Below are 20,191 nucleotides of genomic sequence, written 5' to 3' on the forward strand. Positions count from 1 at the left end.
CTCACCGTAGCCTCCGCGGCTGTTCCCGCACCGGGAATCCGCCTATATCCGGATCATGCTCATTACCCGCATCTTCGAGTATTTCGAGAACTGGATAAAGCCCTTCGACCGCAAGGACGATTTGCGGCCGCCGGAAAGCACGTTCGCCTTCATCTGGTTTTATATTTCGCAGGCGAAAGCGCCGTTCTTCGCGATGCTGGTGCTGGGTGGGCTGACTGCGGCCATCGAGGCGGCGCTTTTCTGGTTCGTCGGTCGGCTTGTTGATATTCTCTCGACGGTAAAACCGGAAGAAGGCTGGGCCGGGTTGCTTTCCACCCATGGCGGCGAGCTCGTCGGCATGCTTGTCCTGATCGGGGTCATCCGCTTCATCGTCACGATGCTGACGGCGCTGGTGGATCAGCAGATCATCACGCCCGGCTTCTACAACCTGGTGCGCTGGCAATCCTACATGCATGTGGCGCGGCAGTCGCTGACCTTTTTCCAGAACGATTTTTCCGGCCGCATCGTCACCAAGGTCTGGTCCGGCGGGCAGGCGGCGGGCGACCTTGTGACCTCGTTGATGGAAAGCGTCTGGTTCGTCGGTATCTATTCCGTCTCGATGCTGTTTCTGATCGGGGGGCTGGACTGGCGGCTTGCGGTCGTCGTCGTTGTCTGGGTGGCGATCTTCTCGCTGCTGGCGCGCTATTTCGTGCCGCGCATCCGCTATCATTCAAAAGAAACGGCGGAAGCCGCCTCCATGCTTTCCGGCCGCATGGTAGATGCCTACAGCAATATCCAGACCCTGCGGCTGTTCGGGCGCGACGACGCCAATGACCGCTACATGCGGCAGGGCTTCGATATCTTTCAGCGTGCGACGATGACGTTCACGCGGTTCATTACCGGCGTGCGGGCATCGATGGCGCTGCTGTCAGGCGTTATGATCACGTCCATGGCGGCTCTCTGCATCGATCTGTGGCTTTCCGGCAAGATCAGTTCCGGTGCGGTGGCCTTCACGCTGGCGCTGGTGCTGCGTCTCAATTTCCTGCTGGGGCGCCTGATGACGCAGTTCAACGGCATCATGCGTAATTTCGGCACGGTGCAGAACGCCGCCGAGTTGATCTCTCAGCCGATCGGTCTCGTCGATGCGCCTGACGCGGTTATGCTGGAGGTTAAAAAACCGAGCATTCGTTTCGAGAATGTCAGTTTCCACTATGGCCGAAAGAACGGCGTCATCGACCATCTCAATCTCGACATCAGGGCAGGGGAAAAGGTCGGCATCGTCGGACGCTCCGGCGCGGGAAAATCCACCCTCGTTAATCTGCTGCTGCGGTTTTACGATGTCGAGAAAGGACGCATTCTCATCGACGGGCAGGATATTGCGGGGGTAACCCAGGAATCGCTGCGGGCCCATATCGGCATGGTTACGCAGGACACCTCGCTGCTGCATCGCTCTATCAGGGACAACATCCTGTTCGGCCGCACCGACGCCAGCGAAACGCAATTGCAGGAGGCGACGCGACGGGCCAAGGCGGACGACTTCATCAAGCGGCTGGAGGATCAGCGCGGACGCACCGGTTTCGACGCCCATGTGGGCGAACGCGGCGTGAAACTCTCCGGCGGCCAGCGCCAGCGCATCGCCATTGCCCGTGTGATGCTGAAGGATGCGCCAATCCTCGTGCTTGATGAGGCGACCTCAGCGCTCGATTCCGAGGTAGAGGCTGCGATCCAGAGTAATCTGGACGAGCTGATGCAGGGCAAGACGGTACTGGCAATCGCCCACCGCCTTTCGACCATCGCGGCGCTCGACCGGTTGATCGTGATGGATCAGGGGCGCATCGTCGAGCAGGGCACACATTCGGAACTGGTCTCGCGGGGCGGACTCTATTCGGAGCTCTGGGCGCGGCAATCGGGCGGGTTTCTCGCAGCAGACGAGGCGATCCCGTAAAGCGCGGCGCTATTTGCCGATCATGAAGTCGGCCATCAGGCCGTAATGATTGGAGCCGAGACTGTCCGGCAGGCGCGTGGTTTTTATCAGCGTTGCCGGTTCACGGGCGAAGATATGGTCGATGGCTATGCCGAAACGTCCCACTTCCGTTGGCCAAGTCGCGGGCTCCCAGGGGGCTTTCCTGAGATTGTTGGCGGCCAGAAAATCCCGCATATCGGGAGCGATGCTTGCCGAATTGAAGTCTCCTGCAAGAATGAGCGGCCCGGTGACGCGGTAGAGAATTTCGCTGACCTCGTCCAGCTCGTCGCGGTGATAATCGTCGAAATAGGGCTTGGTAAGATGTGCCGCGGCCAGCGTGACTTCCCTGCCGTCGAGATCGATTTTGGCGATCGCGAAACGGTCGCGGCGCAGGTCGCTAAGACTATGAAAATGGCCTTCGAGCAAAGGCCGCTTCGACAGGATCACGAGGTCACAGCCTGGCGTTCCCTCGAAGCAGCCCAGCCTGTGCGGATATGTCTGTTGCAGACGCGGCAGAGCCGATTGTAGGGCGTCCGCTTCAAAGAGATAAACCGCATCGGCGTGTGATTCGACAATCGCGTCGGCAATAACCTCCGCATTGGCGGCGTTATCCATCAGCACATTGAAGGAAAGCAGCCGGAACGGCTGCGCATCCGGTGCGGCCGTGGCCGATGTCGAAAAATCCAGAAGCATGGCCACCGCATGGACGGCGAGCGCAATCGACCAGACCAAGAGCACGGCGGAAAAGGCGTCGCGCATGAGCCAAAATACCAGCCATGACAACAGGATGCAGATAATGGCGATATGAAGCTGGAAGCTGGTGACGAAGGCAAGAAGCCAGAAATCGGTGATGTAGCGCAGACTGGCAATGACGAGAACGGCAGCAACCGCCGTGGAGACCATGCACGAGAGCTTCGCCGTCATCCGAATCCCTGCTTTCCAAGCTCTCCCTCGTAGTCTCCTAACATGGCGCCTTTGGGTGCACAATGTTGCCCGACTGCCAGAGGCGGCGAAAAAATGAGAAGCAAATCGGGCGCTTCGGGCAGAATTACGGCAGCTTTGTGTGCTTTGCTCTTGCCAAGTCGGTCAATATTTTGCGATCACACAGAGTGACGCGGTTTCTTGATGCCGCAGTTGTGTCCAGGACGGTGGGACGGAGATTGTCCTGGATCAAATCATAGCGGGAGGACTCATGCGATTTACGGCAAAAACAGCGCAGAGGATGGTGTAGCGGTGAGCGAGCACGTAACCAATCACGACGCTTCGGGTGAACCGACCCGTCGCGATTTTCTTTATCTAGTGACAGGAATGGCGGGCGCCGTCGGTGCCGCCGCAGTTGCATGGCCTTTCATTGACCAGATGCGCCCCGATGCATCGACGCTGGCGCTGGCCTCCATCGAAGTGGATGTCGCGGCGGTCGAGCCGGGCATGTCACTTACCGTCAAGTGGCGCGGCAAGCCGATTTTCATCCGCAACCGCACGGAAAAGGAAATCGAGGAAGCCAAGGCGGTCGCTCTTGGCGAACTCAAGGATCCGGTGGCGCGCAACGCCAACATTGCCGCCGACGCGCAGGCGACCGATATCGACCGTTCCGCCGGCGAGGGTAAGGAAAACTGGATCGTCATGGTCGGTTCCTGCACCCATCTCGGCTGCGTTCCGCTCGGCCAGGCCGGCGATTTCGGCGGATGGTTCTGTCCCTGCCATGGCTCGCACTACGATACGGCGGGCCGCATACGTAAGGGTCCGGCGCCGCAGAACCTCGCCATCCCGACATTTGCATTCACATCCGATACCGTGATCAAGATCGGATAAGGGGACAGATATTCATGAGTGGTCATTCCAGTTATCAGCCGTCCACCGGCATCGAGAGGTGGATCGATTCGCGGCTTCCCTTGCCGCGCATGATCTATGACAGCTTCGTTGCCTATCCTGTCCCGCGTAATTTGAACTACGCCTACACTTTCGGCGCGATGCTCTCCGTCATGCTGATCGTGCAGATCCTTACCGGCGTCGTGCTGGCCATGCATTATGCGGCCGAAACGACGGTTGCCTTCAATTCCGTCGAAAAGATCATGCGCGACGTCAACCACGGCTGGCTGCTGCGCTACATGCATGCCAACGGCGCGTCGTTCTTCTTTATCGCGGTTTACCTGCACATCGCCCGTGGCCTCTATTACGGCTCCTACAAGGCGCCGCGTGAAATCCTCTGGATTCTTGGCTGCGTCATCTTCCTGCTGATGATGGCGACGGGCTTCATGGGCTATGTTCTGCCCTGGGGTCAGATGTCCTTCTGGGGCGCGACCGTCATCACCGGCTTCTTCACGGCGTTTCCTGCCATCGGCGAATGGATCCAGCAGTTCCTGCTCGGCGGCTTTGCCGTGGATCAGCCGACGCTGAACCGCTTCTTTGCGCTTCACTATCTGCTGCCGTTCATGATTGCGGGCGTCGTTATCCTGCATATCTGGGCGCTGCACGTCACCGGCCAGACCAATCCTACCGGCGTCGAAGTGAAGAGCAAGACCGACACCGTTCCCTTCACGCCCTATGCGACGCTGAAGGATGCGCTCGGTGTTTCCGTGTTCCTGATCGGTTATGCCTGGTTCGTCTTCTACATGCCGAACTTCCTTGGCCACCCTGATAACTACATCATGGCAGATCCCTTGAAGACCCCGGCGCATATCGTTCCGGAATGGTACTTCCTGCCGTTCTACGCCATGCTGCGCGCCATCACCTTCAACATCTGGGTCATCGATTCCAAGCTGGGTGGCGTTCTCGTGATGTTCGGCGCAATCGTCGTGCTGTTCTTCCTGCCCTGGCTCGATACGTCGAAGGTTCGCTCCGCCGTCTATCGTCCCTGGTACAAGATGTTCTTCTGGCTATTCGTGGTGAATGCCATCATGCTCGGCTGGCTGGGTTCGCGCCCGGCGGAAGGCACCTACGTCATCATGTCGCAGATCGGCACGCTTTATTACTTCGGTTTCTTCCTCGTCATCATGCCGATCCTCGGTCTGGTCGAAACGCCCCGGCGTATTCCGAATTCGATTACCGAGGCCGTTCTCGAAAAGAACGCCGCCAAGTCGGGTGCCGCGCCTGCGGCTGCCGAAATCTGAGCGCGAAGGAAGGATGACGACAATGAAGAAGCTTGTAACGAGCATCGCGCTTTTCGCCGCCATCGGCTGTTCCTTCACCGTCGCCTCGGCGGCGGAGGAGAGCCATGACCTCGCCACCAAGACGGAACATGCGATTGCCGGGGGCCACTTCCCGGTGATCAAGCCCGAGGAGCAGAGCTGGTCATTTGCCGGTCCTTTCGGCAAATATGACAAGGGCCAGCTGCAGCGTGGTCTCAAGGTCTACAAGGAAGTCTGCTCGGCCTGCCATTCCATGAGCCTTGTCTCTTTCCGTACGCTGGAGGATCTTGGCTATTCGGAAGAGCAGGTAAAGGCTTTCGCCGCTGAATATGAAGTGCAGGACGGTCCGAATGCCGACGGCGAAATGTATAATCGCAAGGCCGTGCCGTCAGATCATTTCCCATCGCCATTCCCGAACCATGAGGCGGCTGCTGCCGCCAATGGTGGCGCCGCACCGCCAGACATGTCGCTGCTTGCCAAGGCGCGCGGCGTGGAGCGTGGTTTCCCGCAATTCATCATCGACATGATCCCGATCGTCGGCGGTTATCAGGAAGGCGGCCCGGATTACATCCATGCGCTGCTGACCGGATATCAGGACCCGCCGGCTGGTGTTGAAGTGGCCGAAGGCACACATTTCAATCCGTATTTCGTCAGCGCGGTCGCGTTGAAGATGGCGCCGCCGATCAGCGCCGATCAGGTGACTTACGACGATGGCGCGCCGCAGACCGTGGATCAGTATTCCAAGGATGTGGCCGCCTTCCTGATGTGGGCTGCAGAACCGCATCTGGAAGAGCGCAAGCGCACCGGCTTCATGGTCATGGTGTTCCTGTTCATCTTCACCGCGCTGATCTACCTCACCAAGAAATCGGTCTACGCCAACAAGGAACATTGATCGGCACTTCGGTGCCGGCAGTCATCGGCCCCCATGGTCTCCATGGGGGCCTTTTTATTTGAAGTCTGGCATTGACCTGGTTGTCGTTCACAAGATGCGGATTTGCGATGCTCCATACCAATCGGCGTTGGCCGAAGGTTGCGCCGGTCCTTTTTAGTTGGTGCGCCGCCGTCAAGTTGATAGGGTGGCCCGAACCATCCATTTCCCATTTTTAACTGGAAATACCATGACCGTTATCGCTTCGGAGCTTTCCGCTGCCATCCGTTCCATTCCCGACTATCCGAAGCCGGGCATCATCTTCAGGGACATCACCACGTTGCTTGGCAATCCCCGCGCATTCCGCCGCGCCGTGGACGAACTCGTGCAACCTTATGCGGGAACGAAGATCGACAAGATCGCGGGCATGGAAGCGCGCGGCTTCATTCTGGGCGGCGCGGTGGCGCATCAGCTTTCGGCCGGCTTCGTGCCGATCCGCAAGAAGGGCAAGCTCCCGCATGCCACTGTAAGGGTTGCCTATAGCCTGGAATACGGCGTCGATGAAATGGAAATGCATGTTGATGCGGTGCAGCCGGGTGAAAAGGTCATTCTGGTCGATGACCTGATTGCGACCGGCGGGACTGCCGAGGGCGCTGTCAAGCTTTTGCGCCAGATGGGCGCGGAGATCGTCTCCGCCTGCTTCGTTATCGATCTGCCTGATCTCGGCGGCCGCAAGAAACTCGAGGACCTCGGTGTCGAGGTACGGACTCTGGTGGAATTTTCCGGTCATTGAGCGGCGGGTGGGGCAGGTCGCAATGACATGCCCCGAAGCTGGCTTACTCGAATTCCAGAACCCCGCTCTGGAAAGTCAGGACGGTCTCTCCCGACTGGTTGACCCCTTCGTTAAATGTGGTGTTCAGCCAGATACCGGCCCGGGATTCCAGCGCCCGGGTATCGAGCAGGGTGACGAAGTAGGTGACATCGTCTCCCGCGAAGACCGGCTTTTTCCATTTAAGTTCCCGAAAGCCCGGTGAAGGGCCGAGTTTTGGCGGTTCAAGGCCCTCAAGCTTCAGTCTTTTAACCTCTTTGGCCCAGTACGAGAGAAAACACTTCATCCAGCCTGCACCAGTGTGCCATCCAGATGCGCAAAGTGCGCCGAAAACGCTGTTCTTTGCGGCTTCGGCATCAAGATGAAATGGCTGCGGATCGAAATCGCGGGCGAAGCGAATAATGTCTTCGGCGGAAAAATGCAGCGTATCGAGGGTCACTCGTTCGCCGATCGGGGAGAGTTCTGCCAGTCTCATGCCGCAATACCTCCATTGCCGCGCATCAGGAACATCACGGTGTTTTCGCCGTGCGACACCAGAACGTCGCGCTGGTTATAAAGCTCGTGGCGAAATTTCACGAGGCCGATACCGGGGCGCGAAGCCGAAGGGCGCTGCTCCAGCACGATGGATTTCCCAGAAAGCGTATCTCCTGCCAGAACCGGCTTCTTCCAATCAACGTAGTCGATGCCGGGGCTGCCCTGCGACGTCGAATCCGAGATATAGCTGTCCGCCATCATTCGCATCAGCAGACTGCAGGTGTGCCAGCCGGAAGCTGCAAGCCCACCAAGAATGCTCTGGCGGCCTGCTTCTTCGGAAAGATGCATGGGTTGCGGATCGAATTCGCTGGCGAAAGCAATGATCTGCCCCGCGGAGATCGGTTGCGGTCCAAGCGGAAACTCCCGCCCTACCGTGAAATCCTCGTAAGCATAGGTCGCGACCGGCGCCATGGTTTCCTCCCTTCGCACAGTCAATACCGTCGCATCTAAGAGGATTTTTCCCTTTACGTAAAGGTCAAATCGGTGGCGCAATATGGAGCGGGAAGGCGCTATGGAGCGAGCGGATGCGTCTCGCATCTTCCCCCGCCGCGGAGAAGGTCGCGGCAGCGGGATGAGCGGGCGAAGGTAGCGAGCTGCGGCAACGTTGCCCTTCATCCGACCCTTGGGGCAATCTTCTCCCCGCTCGGGGAGAAGAAACAAGCGGCTGGGTCCGCCCCATAAAAGAAGCAAGCCCGTTCAGATCAAATCAGGTATTAAAGCGGAAGTGGATGACGTCGCCGTCCTGAACCACATATTCCTTGCCTTCGTCGCGTCCCTTGCCAGCTTCCTTGGCGCCGACTTCGCCCTTGTAGGTAACATAATCGTCAAAGCCGATGGTGAAGGCGCGGATGAAGCCGCGTTCGAAATCGCTGTGGATGACGCCGGCGGCGGCGGGTGCTTTGGTGCCGCGCACGATCGTCCATGCGCGTGTTTCCTTGGGGCCGACGGTGAAATAGGTGATGAGGTCGAGCAGGTGGTATCCCGCACGGATCAGCCGGTCGAGGCCGGCCTCGTTAAGACCAAGGGCCGAGAGGAATTCTTCGGCTTCATCGGCTGGAAGCTGCGCGACTTCGGCTTCGATCGCCGCCGAGATGATCACGCATTCCGCACCCTGTTGCTTCGCCATTTCCGCGACGGCTGCTGTGTGCTCGTTGCCGGACGATGCGTCGGCTTCCGAGACGTTGCAGACATAAAGCACCGGGTGCGATGTCAGAAGGTTGAGGCCTTTGAGGATTTCGATTTCCTCGTCCGCCAGTGTCTTCAAAAGCAGGCGTGCCGGCTTTCCGTCGGTGAGCAGCGCGATGACGGCTTCCATGACAGGCAGTTGGGCCAGCGATTCCTTGTCCTTGCTGGTGGCGCGCTTGCGCGTCTGCTCGACGCGGCGTTCAAGGCTTTCGAGATCGGCGAGCATCAGCTCGGTCTCGATCGTTTCGGCATCGCCAACCGGGTTGATGCGGCCTTCCACATGGGTGATATCGTCGTCTTCAAAGCAGCGCAGCACGTGTACGACGGCATCGACTTCGCGAATGTTGGCGAGGAACTTGTTGCCGAGACCCTCGCCCTTCGATGCGCCGCGAACCAGACCGGCAATATCGACGAAGGAGATGCGGGTCGGGATGATTTCCTTCGAGCCGGCGATGTCGGCAAGGATTTTCATGCGCGCATCGGGCACCGCCACTTCGCCGGTATTCGGTTCGATGGTGCAGAAGGGATAGTTGGCGGCCTGTGCGGCGGCCGTTTTCGTCAGCGCGTTAAAAAGAGTGGACTTGCCGACGTTCGGCAATCCAACGATACCGCATTTGAAGCCCATGGCTTGAAACCTGTCCGTTTGAAAGAATTCGTTGAGGAGCCTTTTGCGGAAAGGGCGGGGGAAGGTCAAGCCCGCGGGTCGATTTGGGCCGGCAAAGGCTTCTTAAAGGCGAGGAATTCCTGACAGACTTGCCGATGGCGTGGTTGCGGCGCAATATAAGCGGGTCAAGCGATCGATCTTTCGTCATCAACGGGGTTTTCCCATGAGCAACCGCGATGAACGGCAGGCACGAGCGGCCATGATGAGCGACAGTCCTGTCGATCTCAAACCAAAACCGAAGGTCAAGCCAAAGCTGGAGCGGCCGAAGCTCTACAAGGTCATTCTGCTGAATGACGACTATACGCCACGTGAGTTCGTGACTTTGGTGCTGAAAGCCGTGTTCCGCATGAGCGAGGAGGCTGGCCACCGGGTGATGATGACGGCGCACCGTTTCGGCAGCGCGGTGGTCGTCGTTTGCGAACGTGATATTGCCGAGACGAAGGCCAAGGAGGCGACCGATCTCGGCAAGGAAGCGGGATTTCCGCTGATGTTCACGACCGAGCCGGAGGAGTGAGCATCAATCCTGCCGGATCTGAAAACCGGTCTTGTTCTGCACGAAGCCGCAGCTTTCGTAAAAGGCGTGAACCTCCGGGCGTTGTTGCCCTGTCAGCAGCATCACCTTGTAACAATTCGCCGCAAAAGCCGCCTCGACGGCATGGCGCACGACCGCGCGGCCATATCCGCGGCCGCGACGGTTTTCCAGTGTCACCACGTTTTCGATAAGAGCATAGGGACGGGCGGCGCGCGTGAGATTTGGAACAATCTGCAGCGTGGCGGTAGCGACCGCTTCCTCGCCTTCGGTCGCAAGAAACACGGTCAGACCCGGCTGGGCGAGCATGGCCGCAAAAGCCGTCTTTGCTTCTTCTGTCGTCATTTCCGGGTCGGATGGATTAAGCGCCCGGTAGAGATCAAGCAATCCAGCCAGATCGCTGGTTCCGGCTTCGCGCGGGGCGATGGTCTTCGAAGACATTCGCGATCTAATCCTTCTTGCCGAACATCCGTTTCAGCATCTCGGCCATCGGCCCGGTCTCCGGCAGCTTTTTAGGCTGGGCGCTGTTGCGTGCCTGGTGGATATGAGACTGCGCGGCGGGTTTGGCTGCCTTGGCCGGCTTCTCGGCTTCGGGCTTGCTGCCCGTGGCCAGCGCCAGCTTGTTCATCAGCTGGGAATCCTCCGCCTTCACCAGCATGGCGGCGTTGTCGGCAATCGCATCCAGCAGCGGCTCCAGCCAGACCCGGTCGGCCTTGGCGAAATCGCCCAGCACATGGCCGTGCACGCGCTCCTTGTCACCGGGATGCCCAATGCCGAGGCGCAGGCGTCGGTAATCCTTGCCGCAATGGGCGTCGAGCGATTTCAGGCCGTTATGGCCACCGTGACCGCCGCCGGTCTTGATGCGCACGCGCCCGGCCGGAAGATCGAGTTCGTCATGGATGGCGATGATGTCCGCCGGCGTGAGTTTGAAGAAGCGCATCGCTTCGCCCACGGATTCGCCCGACAGGTTCATATAGGTCTGCGGTTTCATCAGCAGGACCTTTTCTCCGGCGATCTCGCCTTCGGAAATCTCGGCCTTGAATTTCTTTGACCAGGGCGCGAACGAAGGCAGGCGCTGTAACGCATCCACCGCCATGAAGCCGATATTGTGCCGGTTTCCGGCATATTGCGTGCCGGGATTACCAAGTCCTGCGATGATCTTCATGAAGCATGTCCGCGTTGTGCCTGATGATGCTGTTGTCACCACCCTGAAATCCGCTGGCTGTCAATCTTTTTGTGGGGTTGCGGCAATGCCGGCCGACGCTCAGGGCCTGATGAGATCGTAACGGTCGAAGATCCGCTGTTGTGTCCCGTCGGCGATCAGCTCATCGAGACGGGCCTGCAATTTCGCGATAACCTCGTCCGGCACGCTCTTGTTGCAGGCAAGCCCAAGCTGCTGTCTCGACAGCGTTATCACTTCCCTGAAAGTGTGCGCCGGCAGGCTCTTGAAGGTGCTTTCCGACATGGGCATAAGGTCGATGCGTCCGGCCGTCAGCTTGTGAAGCGTGATCTCGAAATCCGCGCCGACATCCACCTGCGGAAAACCGAGCGTTTCCAGAAGGGTTTCGGTGTAGTCGCCGCGCTGGGTTCCAACCCGGTATTTCTTGGCGTCTTCGAGGCTCAGGACGTTGATATTCGTCTTGCGCCGCGCCACGAGAATGTTGCGATCGATATGAATTGGCGAGACCCATTTGAAGAGCTTTTCCCGCTCGGCGGTCCTCGCCGTGGCGAAGGCACAATGCATCGGCTGTGTTGTGGCAAGGGCGATCGCCCGGGCCCACGGCATGACGGCGACCTCGTAGCTGGTGCCGGTGTCCTCAAGAATGATCTTGAGCTGGTCGAAATAGACGCCGCGTACGCTGCCGTCACTGCCCTGCAGGTTGTAGGGCGGGTAGACTTCCGTGGTCAGGAAAAGCTTGGCCGCGCAGACGGGATTGGCAAGAGCAAGAAAGACCAGGCAAAAGCGGATCAATCCCATGACTACTCCCCGCGGCTCAGGCTTGTCGCGCCGCTGCGCGGCTTTGTCCAGACCCGGCCTCATAGGCGGCAATCAGCCGCTCGATGGGCTGCGGGCGAGCGAAAAAGTAACCCTGGCCATAATCGGCACCCATATCCGCCAGAAGCAGCTTCTGCTCCTCCGTCTCGACACCCTCGGCGATGACAACGCAATTCATCTTGTGCGAGATGGCTGCGATACCTTCGACCAGCATGCGGTTGCGCTGCCGGATTTCCACCGTATCGTCGCAGATCGAGCGGGTGAAGGATTGGTCGATCTTTACAATATCGACCGGAAAGCGGCTGAGATAGCTGAGCGACGAGTAACCCGTGCCGAAATCATCCAGCGCGATGCGGCAACCCAGCTGATGGATGGCGGTGAGGATCGCCCGGATCTGCGGATCGTCCTTCATGATGACCGCTTCGGTGATTTCGATGACCAGCCGCCCGGGAAGAATGCCGTGCCGGTGCAACAGTCCGGCAATGCGTGTCGGCAGTCCCGGTTCGAACTGCAATGGCGAAAAATTCACCGCCACATAGGTTTGCGCCATGCCCGGCAGGCGCGACAGCCTGGCGAGATTGGCGACCGACTGATCAAGGATCACGTTGCCGATACGGTGAATGGTTCCGTTCTCTTCCGCAAGGCTGATGATGGCAGCAGGGGAAAGCAGCCCCTTATCCGGATGGTTGAGGCGCAGCAAGGCCTCGAAACCCGCTGTCTGGCCGGTTGCAATGTTTTGAATTGGCTGAAAATAGGCCTCGAACCAGTCTTCGGAAAGCGCCTGCGCGATATCCCGTTCCAGTTCCGCATGTTCGCGGGCCCTGTCCATGATCGAGCTGTCGAAGACCTGGGAGCCGTTCTTGCCCGTCCGCTTGCGGGTATACATGGCCATGTCGGCGTTCTGCAGAAGCTCGGAGGCACTCGCGGCGTGAAGAGGGTAGACCGCCATACCAATACTGGCGCTGAGGCGGATGCTGTTGTTCTCGATTTCAAATGGAGTGTCCAGCAGGGTGCAGATGCGCTCACAGAACTGCAGGGCGCGCTCTTCCACCTTGTCACCGGCCAGCAGGATTGCGAACTCGTCTCCGCCCAGACGCGAGGCGCTGTCCAGCGGTGTCAGCAGCGGCTGCAGTTTTAATGTGAATTCGCGCAGAACGGCATCGCCTGCGGCGTGACCGAGATTGTCGTTGATGGCCTTGAACCGGTCGAGATCTATGAACAGGCACGCGAGTTCGCTGCCGTTCCTGTCCGCATCGCGAATCTGCAGGTCGAGGATGGCCTCGAAGCCCTGACGGTTGAAGAGGCCGGTCAGATGGTCGGAAATGGCCTGCTGGCGATTACGCTTTTCCGACTGCCGAAGTTCGGTCACGTCGGTCATAACGCAGAGGCAGGTGCTGTGATGGGCCGTATCGCTGGAATCGAGGGCTTTTTCTAGGATAAGGGCATCCATGACGCTGCCATCCCTGCAGTGGAAGCGAACGGTGATGCCTGCCTGTTGGGTGTCAGCCGCCTGATGCGCCGCCCTGCGTTCCTGGAATAATGTCCGGTCATCGGGGTGGATGAGGTCGGCGAAATTCAGGCCGAGTATTCTGGCACGGTCATAACCGGTAGCCTGCACCCAGTAGTCGCTGACGGCGGCGATCCTGTCGTGCCTGTCCAGCGAAAACAGCATGGCCGGCGTGCGGTTGTAGATTTCCGTCTTGCGGGCGTGGGCGTTCTTTATCTCCAGCTCTTCTTTTTCGAGCTGGCTCTGCATTTCGTTGAAGCTTTTCGCCAGCCGGCCGATCTCGTCTTTCGACCGCCAGTCGACGTGGTGGCGGGAGCCGAGGCGTCGTGTCGCTTCTATTGCCGCGGCCAGCCGCATCAGCGGGCGGATGACCATGAAGCGGTTACCGGCAATGGCGGCAAGGACCATGGTAAGAATGGCGAGGATGAAAATCGTGATAAAGGCCAGTTCGGTGCGGCTGAGGGAGGTCAGAAGACCGACATCATCGTAATACACCGTCAATTGGCCGACCGTGACGGGCCCCTTGGTCGTCTTGTAGATGACCTCGCGCGTCGTCGAGGCGGCATCCTGGATGATGTCGCTGCCGGCGGTCTGAACGACATCAAGCTGGCCGGACGTATCCTTGACCTCGACCATACGGATCATGGGATCGGAGACAAGGGTTCCGGTAATCTGGTTTATCGTGTCGTCATCGAGGTCCCACAGGGGGCGGGCCAGCGCCTGCGTATTTGTCGACAGCAGAATTTCGATATGATTGCGCTGGCTGCGAATAGCCTCGTTATAGGAAAGTGTCAGCAAAAGCGTGAAGAGCGGGGCGACCACTGTAAGAAGTGCGCCGGAAACAATCGCGATAAAGCGACTTTCGACGGAATGAGCCATGTTCGATTGCAGCTACCCTTTGCCCCAGACTTGCTGCGCCCTGTTTCATCCTTTCGGACAGAGATGCGTCAGATCCCGGGCAGAGCCCTTTCCCCACGCTATTTCTCGACCCGCCGGTGTTTCCATGAGGGCGCAAGGGTATCGTTTCATGGAAGTGTTAATCGACGCTGAAACAGGGCCCGCATCGCTGGCGGGGAGCGGGCTTTCTGTTTTTAAAGTTCATAAAAACTAAAAGGCCCGTTCCGGAAACGGAACGGGCCTCGTTCTTCAAAGCTGTCCGGCCTTGCGGCCGCCGATTTTATTCCTCGGAAGCTTCTTCAGTTGCTTCTTCTTCAACGCCTGCTGCCGGGGCAACGATCGTTGCGATCGTGAAGTCACGGTCGGCGATAACGGGCGTGATGTTCTTCGGCAGCTTGACGTTCGAGATGTGAACGCTGTCGCCGATCTTCAGGCCGGAGAGGTCAACCGTGATGGCTTCCGGAATGTCGTTGGCCGGGCAGTGGAATTCCACCGTGTGGCGAACGATGTTCAGAACGCCGCCGATCTTGATGTCCGACTTTTCTTCGTTTTCGAAGTGAACCGGAATTTCGACGTTGACGAGCGTGTTGCCCGAAACGCGCAGGAAGTCGACATGCATGGTGAAGTCGCGGACCGGATCAAGCTGGTAATCCTTCGGGAGAACCTTGATCTTCTTGCCGTCGACGTCGATCGTCGCAACCGTCGTCATGAAACCGCCGGCGTGGATACGCTTGGTGACTTCGTTGGTGGACAGGGCGATAGAAATGGGGGCCTGCTTGTCACCATAGATGACAGCGGGAATCAAACCGTTGCGGCGAAGTTCACGAGAGGACCCCTTACCAACTCGTTCGCGCGCCTCGGCCTTGAGCTCATACGATTCTTTGCTCATGGCAATTCCTTTCGAGGTTATATGGAGAGTTCATGCCCGCGGGCGCTGAACTGGGGAGGCGGCAAGCGCCATCCCACCCGCGTTGCCTCCAAGGGTGTCTACACGGGTGCGGGCGCTATAATACAAACGGGAGACAAAGACAAGAGAGGCCTGCTTTTCGATCGCACGCCTTGCGGGTTTATTAGGTTGTACTAATTCACTCGCATGTTGCAACTTTTAATATGTGCTTATCCATTCATGTAAACCGGGCGAAAACTTGGCGAATGATAAGGCTACGCGAAATTCCAACTGCGTAGATGACAATGCTTAAAGTTCTCCAGTGCCTTACCATCGATCACGACTATCGATATACCGTCGCAGCGGTTTTCGTCTGCATGCTCGGTAGTTTCGTGTCGATGCGCCTTTTTTCGAAAGCACGCCTGGCGACGGGGGTGCAGAAGGTCAACTGGCTGTTTCTGGCAGGTGTCAATGGCGGCGCGGCGATATGGACCACCCATTTCGTGGCGATGCTGGGCTATGTTGCCGCGGGTGACGTGGGATACGATCCGTATCTGACCGGGCTGTCACTTCTGATTGCGATTACCACAACGACTGCCGGTTTCGGAATTTCTGCCTATGGCGGACGCAGCGTGCTGGTGGAAGCCGGCGGGATCATCCTTGGTCTCGGCATTGCAGCCATGCACTACACCGGCATGGCGGCCTACAATGTTCAGGGCATGATTTTCTGGGATCAGAACTATGTCATCGCGTCCCTGGTGCTGGGGGCAGTGCTGGGCGCCGTTGCAGTCAATCGGGTCTCGCGGCCCGTCAATCGGTTCTGCCAGTACAGCGCGGTGGCGTTTCTGATCCTGGCGATAGCGTCGATGCATTATACCGGCATGGCCTCCATGTCTTTCGCCTTCGACCCGCGCATCGTCATTCCTGAAAATCTGCTGCCGCCGGCCATCATGGGCGGAGGCGCCATTGCGGTAACGCTGTTGCTGCTGGCGCTGGGGCTTTCCACTTATGTCATCGACGCCCAGTCCACCCAGCAGGCGGTCGCCCGCTATCGCCATCTTTCCCTGCACGATCCGCTGACCGGCATTCCCAACCGGGCAGCCTTCATCGAACATCTCAATCGTCGCACGCGTCATATTTCGTTGGGCGCACACACGGCGCTTCTTTCCATCGATCTCAACCGTTTCAAGGAAATCAATGACGTTCACGGCCATGCGGCGGGCGACGCCGTGCTTCGCACCATCGCCGACCGGGCGAGTTCCGTGCTGAAGGCCGGCGAATTTCTGGCGCGCATGGGCGGTGATGAATTCGTGGCGATGACAAATTCCTATTATACCCGCGCCGATGGCGCCGAATTCGCCCAGAGGCTGATCGACCAGATCAGCAGACCGGTGGAATGGAACGGGCAGACATTTTCGGTCGGTGCGAGTGTGGGCATTTCGGTCCGCAATACCGGCTCCATCGATGCCGATACGCTGATGGCGCAGGCGGATGTCGCCATGTACCGGGCAAAAAGCGGCAGTTCGGATACGATCTGCTTTTACGACAAATCGATGGATGAGGCCGCGCGTGAACGCAATGTGCTTGCCGTCGCCATGCGTAGCGGCCTCGCCAATAACGAGTTCGAGCTTTATTACCAGCAGCAGAACGACACCAGAAGCGGCAGTATCGTCGGCTTCGAGGCGCTTTTGCGCTGGAACCATCCCGATCGGGGCATGATTTCTCCCGCCGAATTCATCCCGATCGCGGAGCAGACGGGGTTCATCGTCGAACTCGGCGAGTGGGTTCTGAGAGAAGCCTGCGCGCAGGCGGCACTCTGGAAAAAATCGCTTTCCATTGCGGTGAATGTGGCGCCGCAGCAGCTTGCGGATAACGAGTTCCCGGACAAGGTCGAAAAAATCCTGGCAGAAACGGGCCTTGCGCCTGAAAGGCTCGAGCTGGAAATCACCGAGGGCAGCATCATCGCCGATCACCGCCATGCGCTTGTCACCATCCGCAAGCTCAAGGCGCTCGGCGTCAAGATCGCGATGGATGATTACGGCACGGGCTATTCCTCGCTTTCGACGTTGCAGAGTTTCCCTTTCGACAAGATCAAGATCGACCGCGCCTTCATCGACGGGCTGTCGACCAATGTGCAGTCCGAAGCGATCGTGCGTTCGACGCTCATTCTGGCGCATAGCCTGAATATTCCCGTGCTTGCGGAGGGTGTGGAAACCAAGGCCCATGTCGAGTTCCTGCGCCGCGAAGGCTGCCTGCAGGTGCAGGGCTTCTTTTTCGGCAAGCCCGGTCCGCTGACATCCATTGCCAGCCTCGTGGATGACACCTTCCTGTCCGTTGAGGACGAACCTGCGGTCACTGCCGGCAGGCGTTACTTCAAGGCGGTCTGACCGTCAGCTGCGCCTCCGATGCCGGTCGCGAAGTTTTTTGTTGAAACATCGACGCTTCCAGCGCACCATCGCCCAAAAGCTTTGGGAGGAGCGCATGCCGACAGATATCGCCCATGCGGAACGCGTGTATGAAACCGCACGCCACCGTTCCGCAGCCGCAAGTTCGCCGATTGTCGCCTCGTGGCGTCGCTGCATGGTCAAGCACCGTCTTGCACCGGAAGAAAATCGCAAGCCGATCTTTCTCAGCGAGACGGAGTTTCGGCGCGCCCGTGAAAGTGCCGCTGGCCTGATTGCTGAAAGCACCGACGAACTTGACCGAATTTTCCACAGTGTCGGGAGATCCGGCTGCTGCCTGCTCCTGACCGATGCTCAGGGCGTTGCGCTGGAGCGGCGAGGCGCGTCCGGCGATGATCGCGATTTCCGGGCGCTCGGCCTCTGGTCCGGCGCCGTCTGGAGCGAAGAGAGCGTTGGCACAAACGGCATAGGCACCGCGCTCGTCGACGAGCGTTCGGTGGTTGTCTATCGTGACCAACATTTCTTCACGTCGAATACGGAACTGTGCTGCACCACGGCTCCCATTCGCGATCATACCGGCCGGGTGACGGGTGCGCTCGATATTTCCACCTGCCGCGATGACATCAACGAGATGACCTTTTCTTTTGTCACCCAGGCGGTGAAGGACGCGGCGCAGCGCATTGAGGGCAATCTGTTCCGCCGTGCCTTTCCGGGGGCACGCATCGTCGTCGTGCCAAGTGGGTTCGGGGCGGCGCTTTCGCTGCTCGCCGTGGATCAGGACGATCTCGTGCTCGGCGCGACCCGTGCCGCTCGTCTTGCGCTGAAGCTGGACGATGCCCGCATCGCGCAGGGTCTCCCGGCCGCGGATATCCTGCAGGAACAGCGCCATGACAGCGGTTCCGACCTCGCGGAAGCGGAGCGTTCGGCGCTGCGGCGCGTGTTGTCGCGCACCAACGGCAATGTCACGCAGGCCGCGTCCTTGCTCGGCATCAGCCGGGCCACGCTTCATCGCAAGATGAAGAAATTCGACGTTCATTGACGTCCTTGTGGTTGCGATCCGGCCGATCACGCCGGATCAACGCGGCTTTGTCGCAGATGTGAGACAATGTGCGCTGCGGAACCGCGTCGCCCCTCTACCGAACCGCGCCATCTGGGCCCACCTTCCTTTCATGCGGTCCGCTCAGGATCGTTTTCATCAGGGAGGATGAAATCATGAATATTCAGGTTCAGCAGAAAGCGGGCGAAGCGCCCTTCAAGCTGAAATACGGCAATTACATTGGCGGCAAGTGGGTGGAGCCGAAATCCGGCCGCTACATGGACAATCTCTCGCCGGTGACCGGCCACAAGATCTGCGAAGTGCCGCGTTCGGATGCAGCCGACATCGAGTTCGCGCTCGACGCGGCCCACAAGGCCCGCGACAAATGGGGCAAGACGAGCATAACCGAGCGCTCCAACATCCTGCTCAAGATCGCCCAGCGCATTGAAGACAATCTAGATCTCATCGCCCGGGCTGAAACCTGGGATAACGGCAAGCCGCTGCGTGAAACCACCAATGCGGATATCCCGCTCGCCATCGACCATTTCCGCTATTTCGCAGGCTGCATCCGCGCTCAGGAAGGCACGATCGGCGAGATCGATAACGATACCGTCGCCTATCACTTCCATGAACCGCTCGGTGTCGTCGGCCAGATCATTCCATGGAACTTCCCGATCCTGATGGCTGCGTGGAAACTCGCACCGGCGCTTGCAGCAGGCAATTGCGTGGTGCTGAAGCCGGCCGAGCAGACGCCCGCCTCCATTCTCATCGTGATGGAGCTGATTGAAGACCTTCTGCCGCCTGGCGTCCTCAACATCGTCAATGGTACTGGCCTTGAAGCCGGCAAGCCGCTGGCGCAGAGCAACCGCATCGCCAAGATCGCCTTTACCGGTTCCACCTCGGTCGGCAAGGAAATCATGCGTTATGCCGCAGACAACGTCACCAACATCACCTTGGAACTGGGCGGCAAGTCGCCGAACATCTTCTTTGCCGACGTGATGAACGAGGACGATGCCTTCCTCGACAAGGCGCTGGAAGGTTTTGCCTTCTTCGCGCTGAACCAGGGTGAGGTCTGCACCTGCCCCTCGCGTGCTCTGGTGCATGAATCGATCTATGACCGTTTCATGGAAAAAGCGATCAAGCGCGTTCAGGCCATCAGCCAGGACGATCCGCTCAATCCGTCGACGATGCTGGGCGCACAGGCCTCGCAGGAACAGTTCGACAAGATCATGAGCTATCTGGAGATTGGCAAGAAGGAAGGTGCCAAGGTTCTGACCGGCGGCGACCGCAAGACGCTGACGGGTGATCTGAAGGACGGTTATTACATTCAGCCGACCGTCTTTGAGGGCAACAACAAGATGCGGATTTTCCAGGAGGAAATCTTTGGTCCTGTTGTCTCCGTCACGACCTTCAAGACGGTGGAAGAGGCGCTCGAAATCGCCAATGACACGGTTTACGGGCTGGGCGCTGGCGTCTGGAGCCGTGACACGAACATCGCCTACCGCGCCGGGCGAGGCATCGAAGCGGGCCGTGTTTGGACGAACTGCTATCACGTCTATCCGGCGGGTGCCGCCTTCGGCGGCTACAAGCAGTCTGGTATCGGTCGCGAGACCCACAAGATGATGCTCGACCACTACCAGCAGACCAAGAACCTGCTCGTGTCCTACAGCCCGAACAAGGTTGGTTTCTTCTGAGGTCCTCCCCGGAAGCCGGCGAGGGGCTGTGGTGCCAGGTCGCCGGCGTGTTCCCAGGGGCTTCTGCCCCTGGGAGCCCGGATCGGGCTTTCAG

Annotated in this window: 18 protein-coding genes; 9 read left to right on the plus strand and 9 right to left on the minus strand. The window is 59.0% G+C overall.

The genetic code is table 11. From position 1 onward, the window contains the following. The first annotated feature begins 55 nt into the window (after window positions 1-55). Window positions 56-1,924: an ABC transporter ATP-binding protein gene (locus FHW77_RS05835; RefSeq protein ID WP_004442969.1), complete on the plus strand. Its 1,869-nt coding sequence runs from the start codon at window positions 56-58 to the stop codon at window positions 1,922-1,924. Between the two features lie 9 nt (window positions 1,925-1,933). Here FHW77_RS05835 and FHW77_RS05840 read toward each other — a convergent pair whose 3' ends face one another. Beyond that, complete coding sequence (locus tag FHW77_RS05840; protein ID WP_004442967.1) at window positions 1,934-2,866, minus strand: endonuclease/exonuclease/phosphatase family protein; 933 nt, start codon at window positions 2,864-2,866, stop codon at window positions 1,934-1,936. Between the two features lie 309 nt (window positions 2,867-3,175). Between FHW77_RS05840 and petA the strand changes: the two genes are divergently transcribed. The 4 genes from petA (at window position 3,176) to FHW77_RS05860 (ending at window position 6,731) form a co-directional block, all read left to right on the plus strand. Continuing rightward, window positions 3,176-3,754, plus strand: a complete 579-nt coding sequence (gene petA, locus FHW77_RS05845) for a ubiquinol-cytochrome c reductase iron-sulfur subunit (RefSeq protein WP_004442965.1) — start codon at window positions 3,176-3,178, stop codon at window positions 3,752-3,754. A gap of 14 nt (window positions 3,755-3,768) precedes the next feature. Further along, a complete protein-coding gene (locus tag FHW77_RS05850) occupies window positions 3,769-5,052 on the plus strand; it encodes a cytochrome b (RefSeq protein WP_004442963.1) in 1,284 nt (427 codons plus the stop codon). Between the two features lie 22 nt (window positions 5,053-5,074). Then, window positions 5,075-5,962 (plus strand): cytochrome c1, encoded by an 888-nt coding sequence (locus FHW77_RS05855; RefSeq protein WP_004442961.1) that lies wholly within the window; start codon window positions 5,075-5,077, stop codon window positions 5,960-5,962. A 226-nt stretch (window positions 5,963-6,188) separates the two neighbouring features. Continuing rightward, complete coding sequence (locus FHW77_RS05860) at window positions 6,189-6,731, plus strand: adenine phosphoribosyltransferase (RefSeq protein ID WP_004442960.1); 543 nt, start codon at window positions 6,189-6,191, stop codon at window positions 6,729-6,731. A 43-nt stretch (window positions 6,732-6,774) separates the two neighbouring features. Here the strand turns inward: FHW77_RS05860 and FHW77_RS05865 are convergent, their stop codons facing one another. The 3 genes from FHW77_RS05865 to ychF form a co-directional block, all read right to left on the minus strand. Further along, window positions 6,775-7,242: a MaoC family dehydratase gene (locus tag FHW77_RS05865; RefSeq protein WP_004442959.1), complete on the minus strand. Its 468-nt coding sequence runs from the start codon at window positions 7,240-7,242 to the stop codon at window positions 6,775-6,777. Continuing rightward, window positions 7,239-7,712 carry a MaoC family dehydratase gene (locus FHW77_RS05870; RefSeq protein ID WP_004442958.1) on the minus strand — a complete coding sequence of 158 codons (474 nt, stop codon included), beginning with the start codon at window positions 7,710-7,712 and terminating at the stop codon, window positions 7,239-7,241. The genes FHW77_RS05865 and FHW77_RS05870 overlap by 4 nt, the downstream gene beginning before the upstream one ends. A 295-nt stretch (window positions 7,713-8,007) precedes the next feature. Further along, a complete protein-coding gene (gene ychF, locus FHW77_RS05875) occupies window positions 8,008-9,111 on the minus strand; it encodes a redox-regulated ATPase YchF (protein ID WP_004442957.1) in 1,104 nt (367 codons plus the stop codon). Window positions 9,112-9,352: 241 nt separating this feature from the next. Between ychF and clpS the strand changes: the two genes are divergently transcribed. Further along, window positions 9,353-9,664 (plus strand): ATP-dependent Clp protease adapter ClpS, encoded by a 312-nt coding sequence (gene clpS, locus FHW77_RS05880; protein WP_034498844.1) that lies wholly within the window; start codon window positions 9,353-9,355, stop codon window positions 9,662-9,664. A gap of 3 nt (window positions 9,665-9,667) precedes the next feature. Here the strand turns inward: clpS and FHW77_RS05885 are convergent, their stop codons facing one another. The 5 genes from FHW77_RS05885 to FHW77_RS05905 form a co-directional block, all read right to left on the minus strand. After that, the gene (locus tag FHW77_RS05885; RefSeq protein WP_004442955.1) at window positions 9,668-10,120 is read right to left on the minus strand and encodes a GNAT family N-acetyltransferase; all 453 of its coding nucleotides are present in this window, start codon (window positions 10,118-10,120) and stop codon (window positions 9,668-9,670) included. A gap of 7 nt (window positions 10,121-10,127) precedes the next feature. After that, the gene (gene pth / locus FHW77_RS05890) at window positions 10,128-10,844 is read right to left on the minus strand and encodes an aminoacyl-tRNA hydrolase (RefSeq protein WP_004442954.1); all 717 of its coding nucleotides are present in this window, start codon (window positions 10,842-10,844) and stop codon (window positions 10,128-10,130) included. A gap of 99 nt (window positions 10,845-10,943) precedes the next feature. Next, the gene (locus FHW77_RS05895; RefSeq protein ID WP_004442952.1) at window positions 10,944-11,657 is read right to left on the minus strand and encodes a substrate-binding periplasmic protein; all 714 of its coding nucleotides are present in this window, start codon (window positions 11,655-11,657) and stop codon (window positions 10,944-10,946) included. A gap of 16 nt (window positions 11,658-11,673) precedes the next feature. Continuing rightward, the gene (locus FHW77_RS05900) at window positions 11,674-14,061 is read right to left on the minus strand and encodes an EAL domain-containing protein (protein ID WP_004442951.1); all 2,388 of its coding nucleotides are present in this window, start codon (window positions 14,059-14,061) and stop codon (window positions 11,674-11,676) included. A 298-nt stretch (window positions 14,062-14,359) separates the two neighbouring features. Further along, entirely contained in the window at window positions 14,360-14,968 is a 609-nt protein-coding gene (locus FHW77_RS05905) for a 50S ribosomal protein L25/general stress protein Ctc (protein ID WP_004442950.1), read from the minus strand. A gap of 302 nt (window positions 14,969-15,270) precedes the next feature. Between FHW77_RS05905 and FHW77_RS05910 the strand changes: the two genes are divergently transcribed. The 3 genes from FHW77_RS05910 to adh all read left to right on the plus strand — a co-directional run bounded on the left by FHW77_RS05910 (window position 15,271) and on the right by adh (window position 20,097). Continuing rightward, window positions 15,271-17,352 (plus strand): putative bifunctional diguanylate cyclase/phosphodiesterase, encoded by a 2,082-nt coding sequence (locus FHW77_RS05910; RefSeq protein WP_034498846.1) that lies wholly within the window; start codon window positions 15,271-15,273, stop codon window positions 17,350-17,352. A 94-nt stretch (window positions 17,353-17,446) separates the two neighbouring features. Next, entirely contained in the window at window positions 17,447-18,406 is a 960-nt protein-coding gene (locus FHW77_RS05915; protein WP_006699467.1) for a helix-turn-helix domain-containing protein, read from the plus strand. 173 nt (window positions 18,407-18,579) lie between these two features. Then, complete coding sequence (gene adh, locus FHW77_RS05920) at window positions 18,580-20,097, plus strand: aldehyde dehydrogenase (protein ID WP_004442948.1); 1,518 nt, start codon at window positions 18,580-18,582, stop codon at window positions 20,095-20,097. The last annotated feature ends 94 nt before the right edge of the window (window positions 20,098-20,191 follow it).

Origin of the sequence: Agrobacterium sp. RC10-4-1 (assembly GCF_014138475.1) — a bacterium.
In the GTDB taxonomy this organism is placed as follows: domain Bacteria; phylum Pseudomonadota; class Alphaproteobacteria; order Rhizobiales; family Rhizobiaceae; genus Agrobacterium; species Agrobacterium pusense.

Excerpts from the sequence above, each read along its gene's own strand:
- FHW77_RS05855 (WP_004442961.1), top strand. The coding sequence starts at position 5,075 with ATGAAGAAGCTTGTAACGAGCATCGCGCTTTTCGCCGCCATCGGCTGT.
- FHW77_RS05860 (WP_004442960.1), top strand. The coding sequence starts at position 6,189 with ATGACCGTTATCGCTTCGGAGCTTTCCGCTGCCATCCGTTCCATTCCC.
- FHW77_RS05835 (WP_004442969.1), top strand. The coding sequence starts at position 56 with ATGCTCATTACCCGCATCTTCGAGTATTTCGAGAACTGGATAAAGCCC.
- FHW77_RS05900 (WP_004442951.1), bottom strand. The coding sequence starts at position 14,061 with ATGGCTCATTCCGTCGAAAGTCGCTTTATCGCGATTGTTTCCGGCGCA.
- pth (WP_004442954.1), bottom strand. The coding sequence starts at position 10,844 with ATGAAGATCATCGCAGGACTTGGTAATCCCGGCACGCAATATGCCGGA.
- FHW77_RS05910 (WP_034498846.1), top strand. The coding sequence starts at position 15,271 with ATGCTTAAAGTTCTCCAGTGCCTTACCATCGATCACGACTATCGATAT.
- FHW77_RS05885 (WP_004442955.1), bottom strand. The coding sequence starts at position 10,120 with ATGTCTTCGAAGACCATCGCCCCGCGCGAAGCCGGAACCAGCGATCTG.
- FHW77_RS05840 (WP_004442967.1), bottom strand. The coding sequence starts at position 2,866 with ATGACGGCGAAGCTCTCGTGCATGGTCTCCACGGCGGTTGCTGCCGTT.
- FHW77_RS05870 (WP_004442958.1), bottom strand. The coding sequence starts at position 7,712 with ATGGCGCCGGTCGCGACCTATGCTTACGAGGATTTCACGGTAGGGCGG.
- FHW77_RS05865 (WP_004442959.1), bottom strand. The coding sequence starts at position 7,242 with ATGAGACTGGCAGAACTCTCCCCGATCGGCGAACGAGTGACCCTCGAT.
- FHW77_RS05850 (WP_004442963.1), top strand. The coding sequence starts at position 3,769 with ATGAGTGGTCATTCCAGTTATCAGCCGTCCACCGGCATCGAGAGGTGG.
- FHW77_RS05915 (WP_006699467.1), top strand. The coding sequence starts at position 17,447 with ATGCCGACAGATATCGCCCATGCGGAACGCGTGTATGAAACCGCACGC.
- FHW77_RS05905 (WP_004442950.1), bottom strand. The coding sequence starts at position 14,968 with ATGAGCAAAGAATCGTATGAGCTCAAGGCCGAGGCGCGCGAACGAGTT.
- ychF (WP_004442957.1), bottom strand. The coding sequence starts at position 9,111 with ATGGGCTTCAAATGCGGTATCGTTGGATTGCCGAACGTCGGCAAGTCC.
- clpS (WP_034498844.1), top strand. The coding sequence starts at position 9,353 with ATGAGCGACAGTCCTGTCGATCTCAAACCAAAACCGAAGGTCAAGCCA.
- FHW77_RS05895 (WP_004442952.1), bottom strand. The coding sequence starts at position 11,657 with ATGGGATTGATCCGCTTTTGCCTGGTCTTTCTTGCTCTTGCCAATCCC.
- adh (WP_004442948.1), top strand. The coding sequence starts at position 18,580 with ATGAATATTCAGGTTCAGCAGAAAGCGGGCGAAGCGCCCTTCAAGCTG.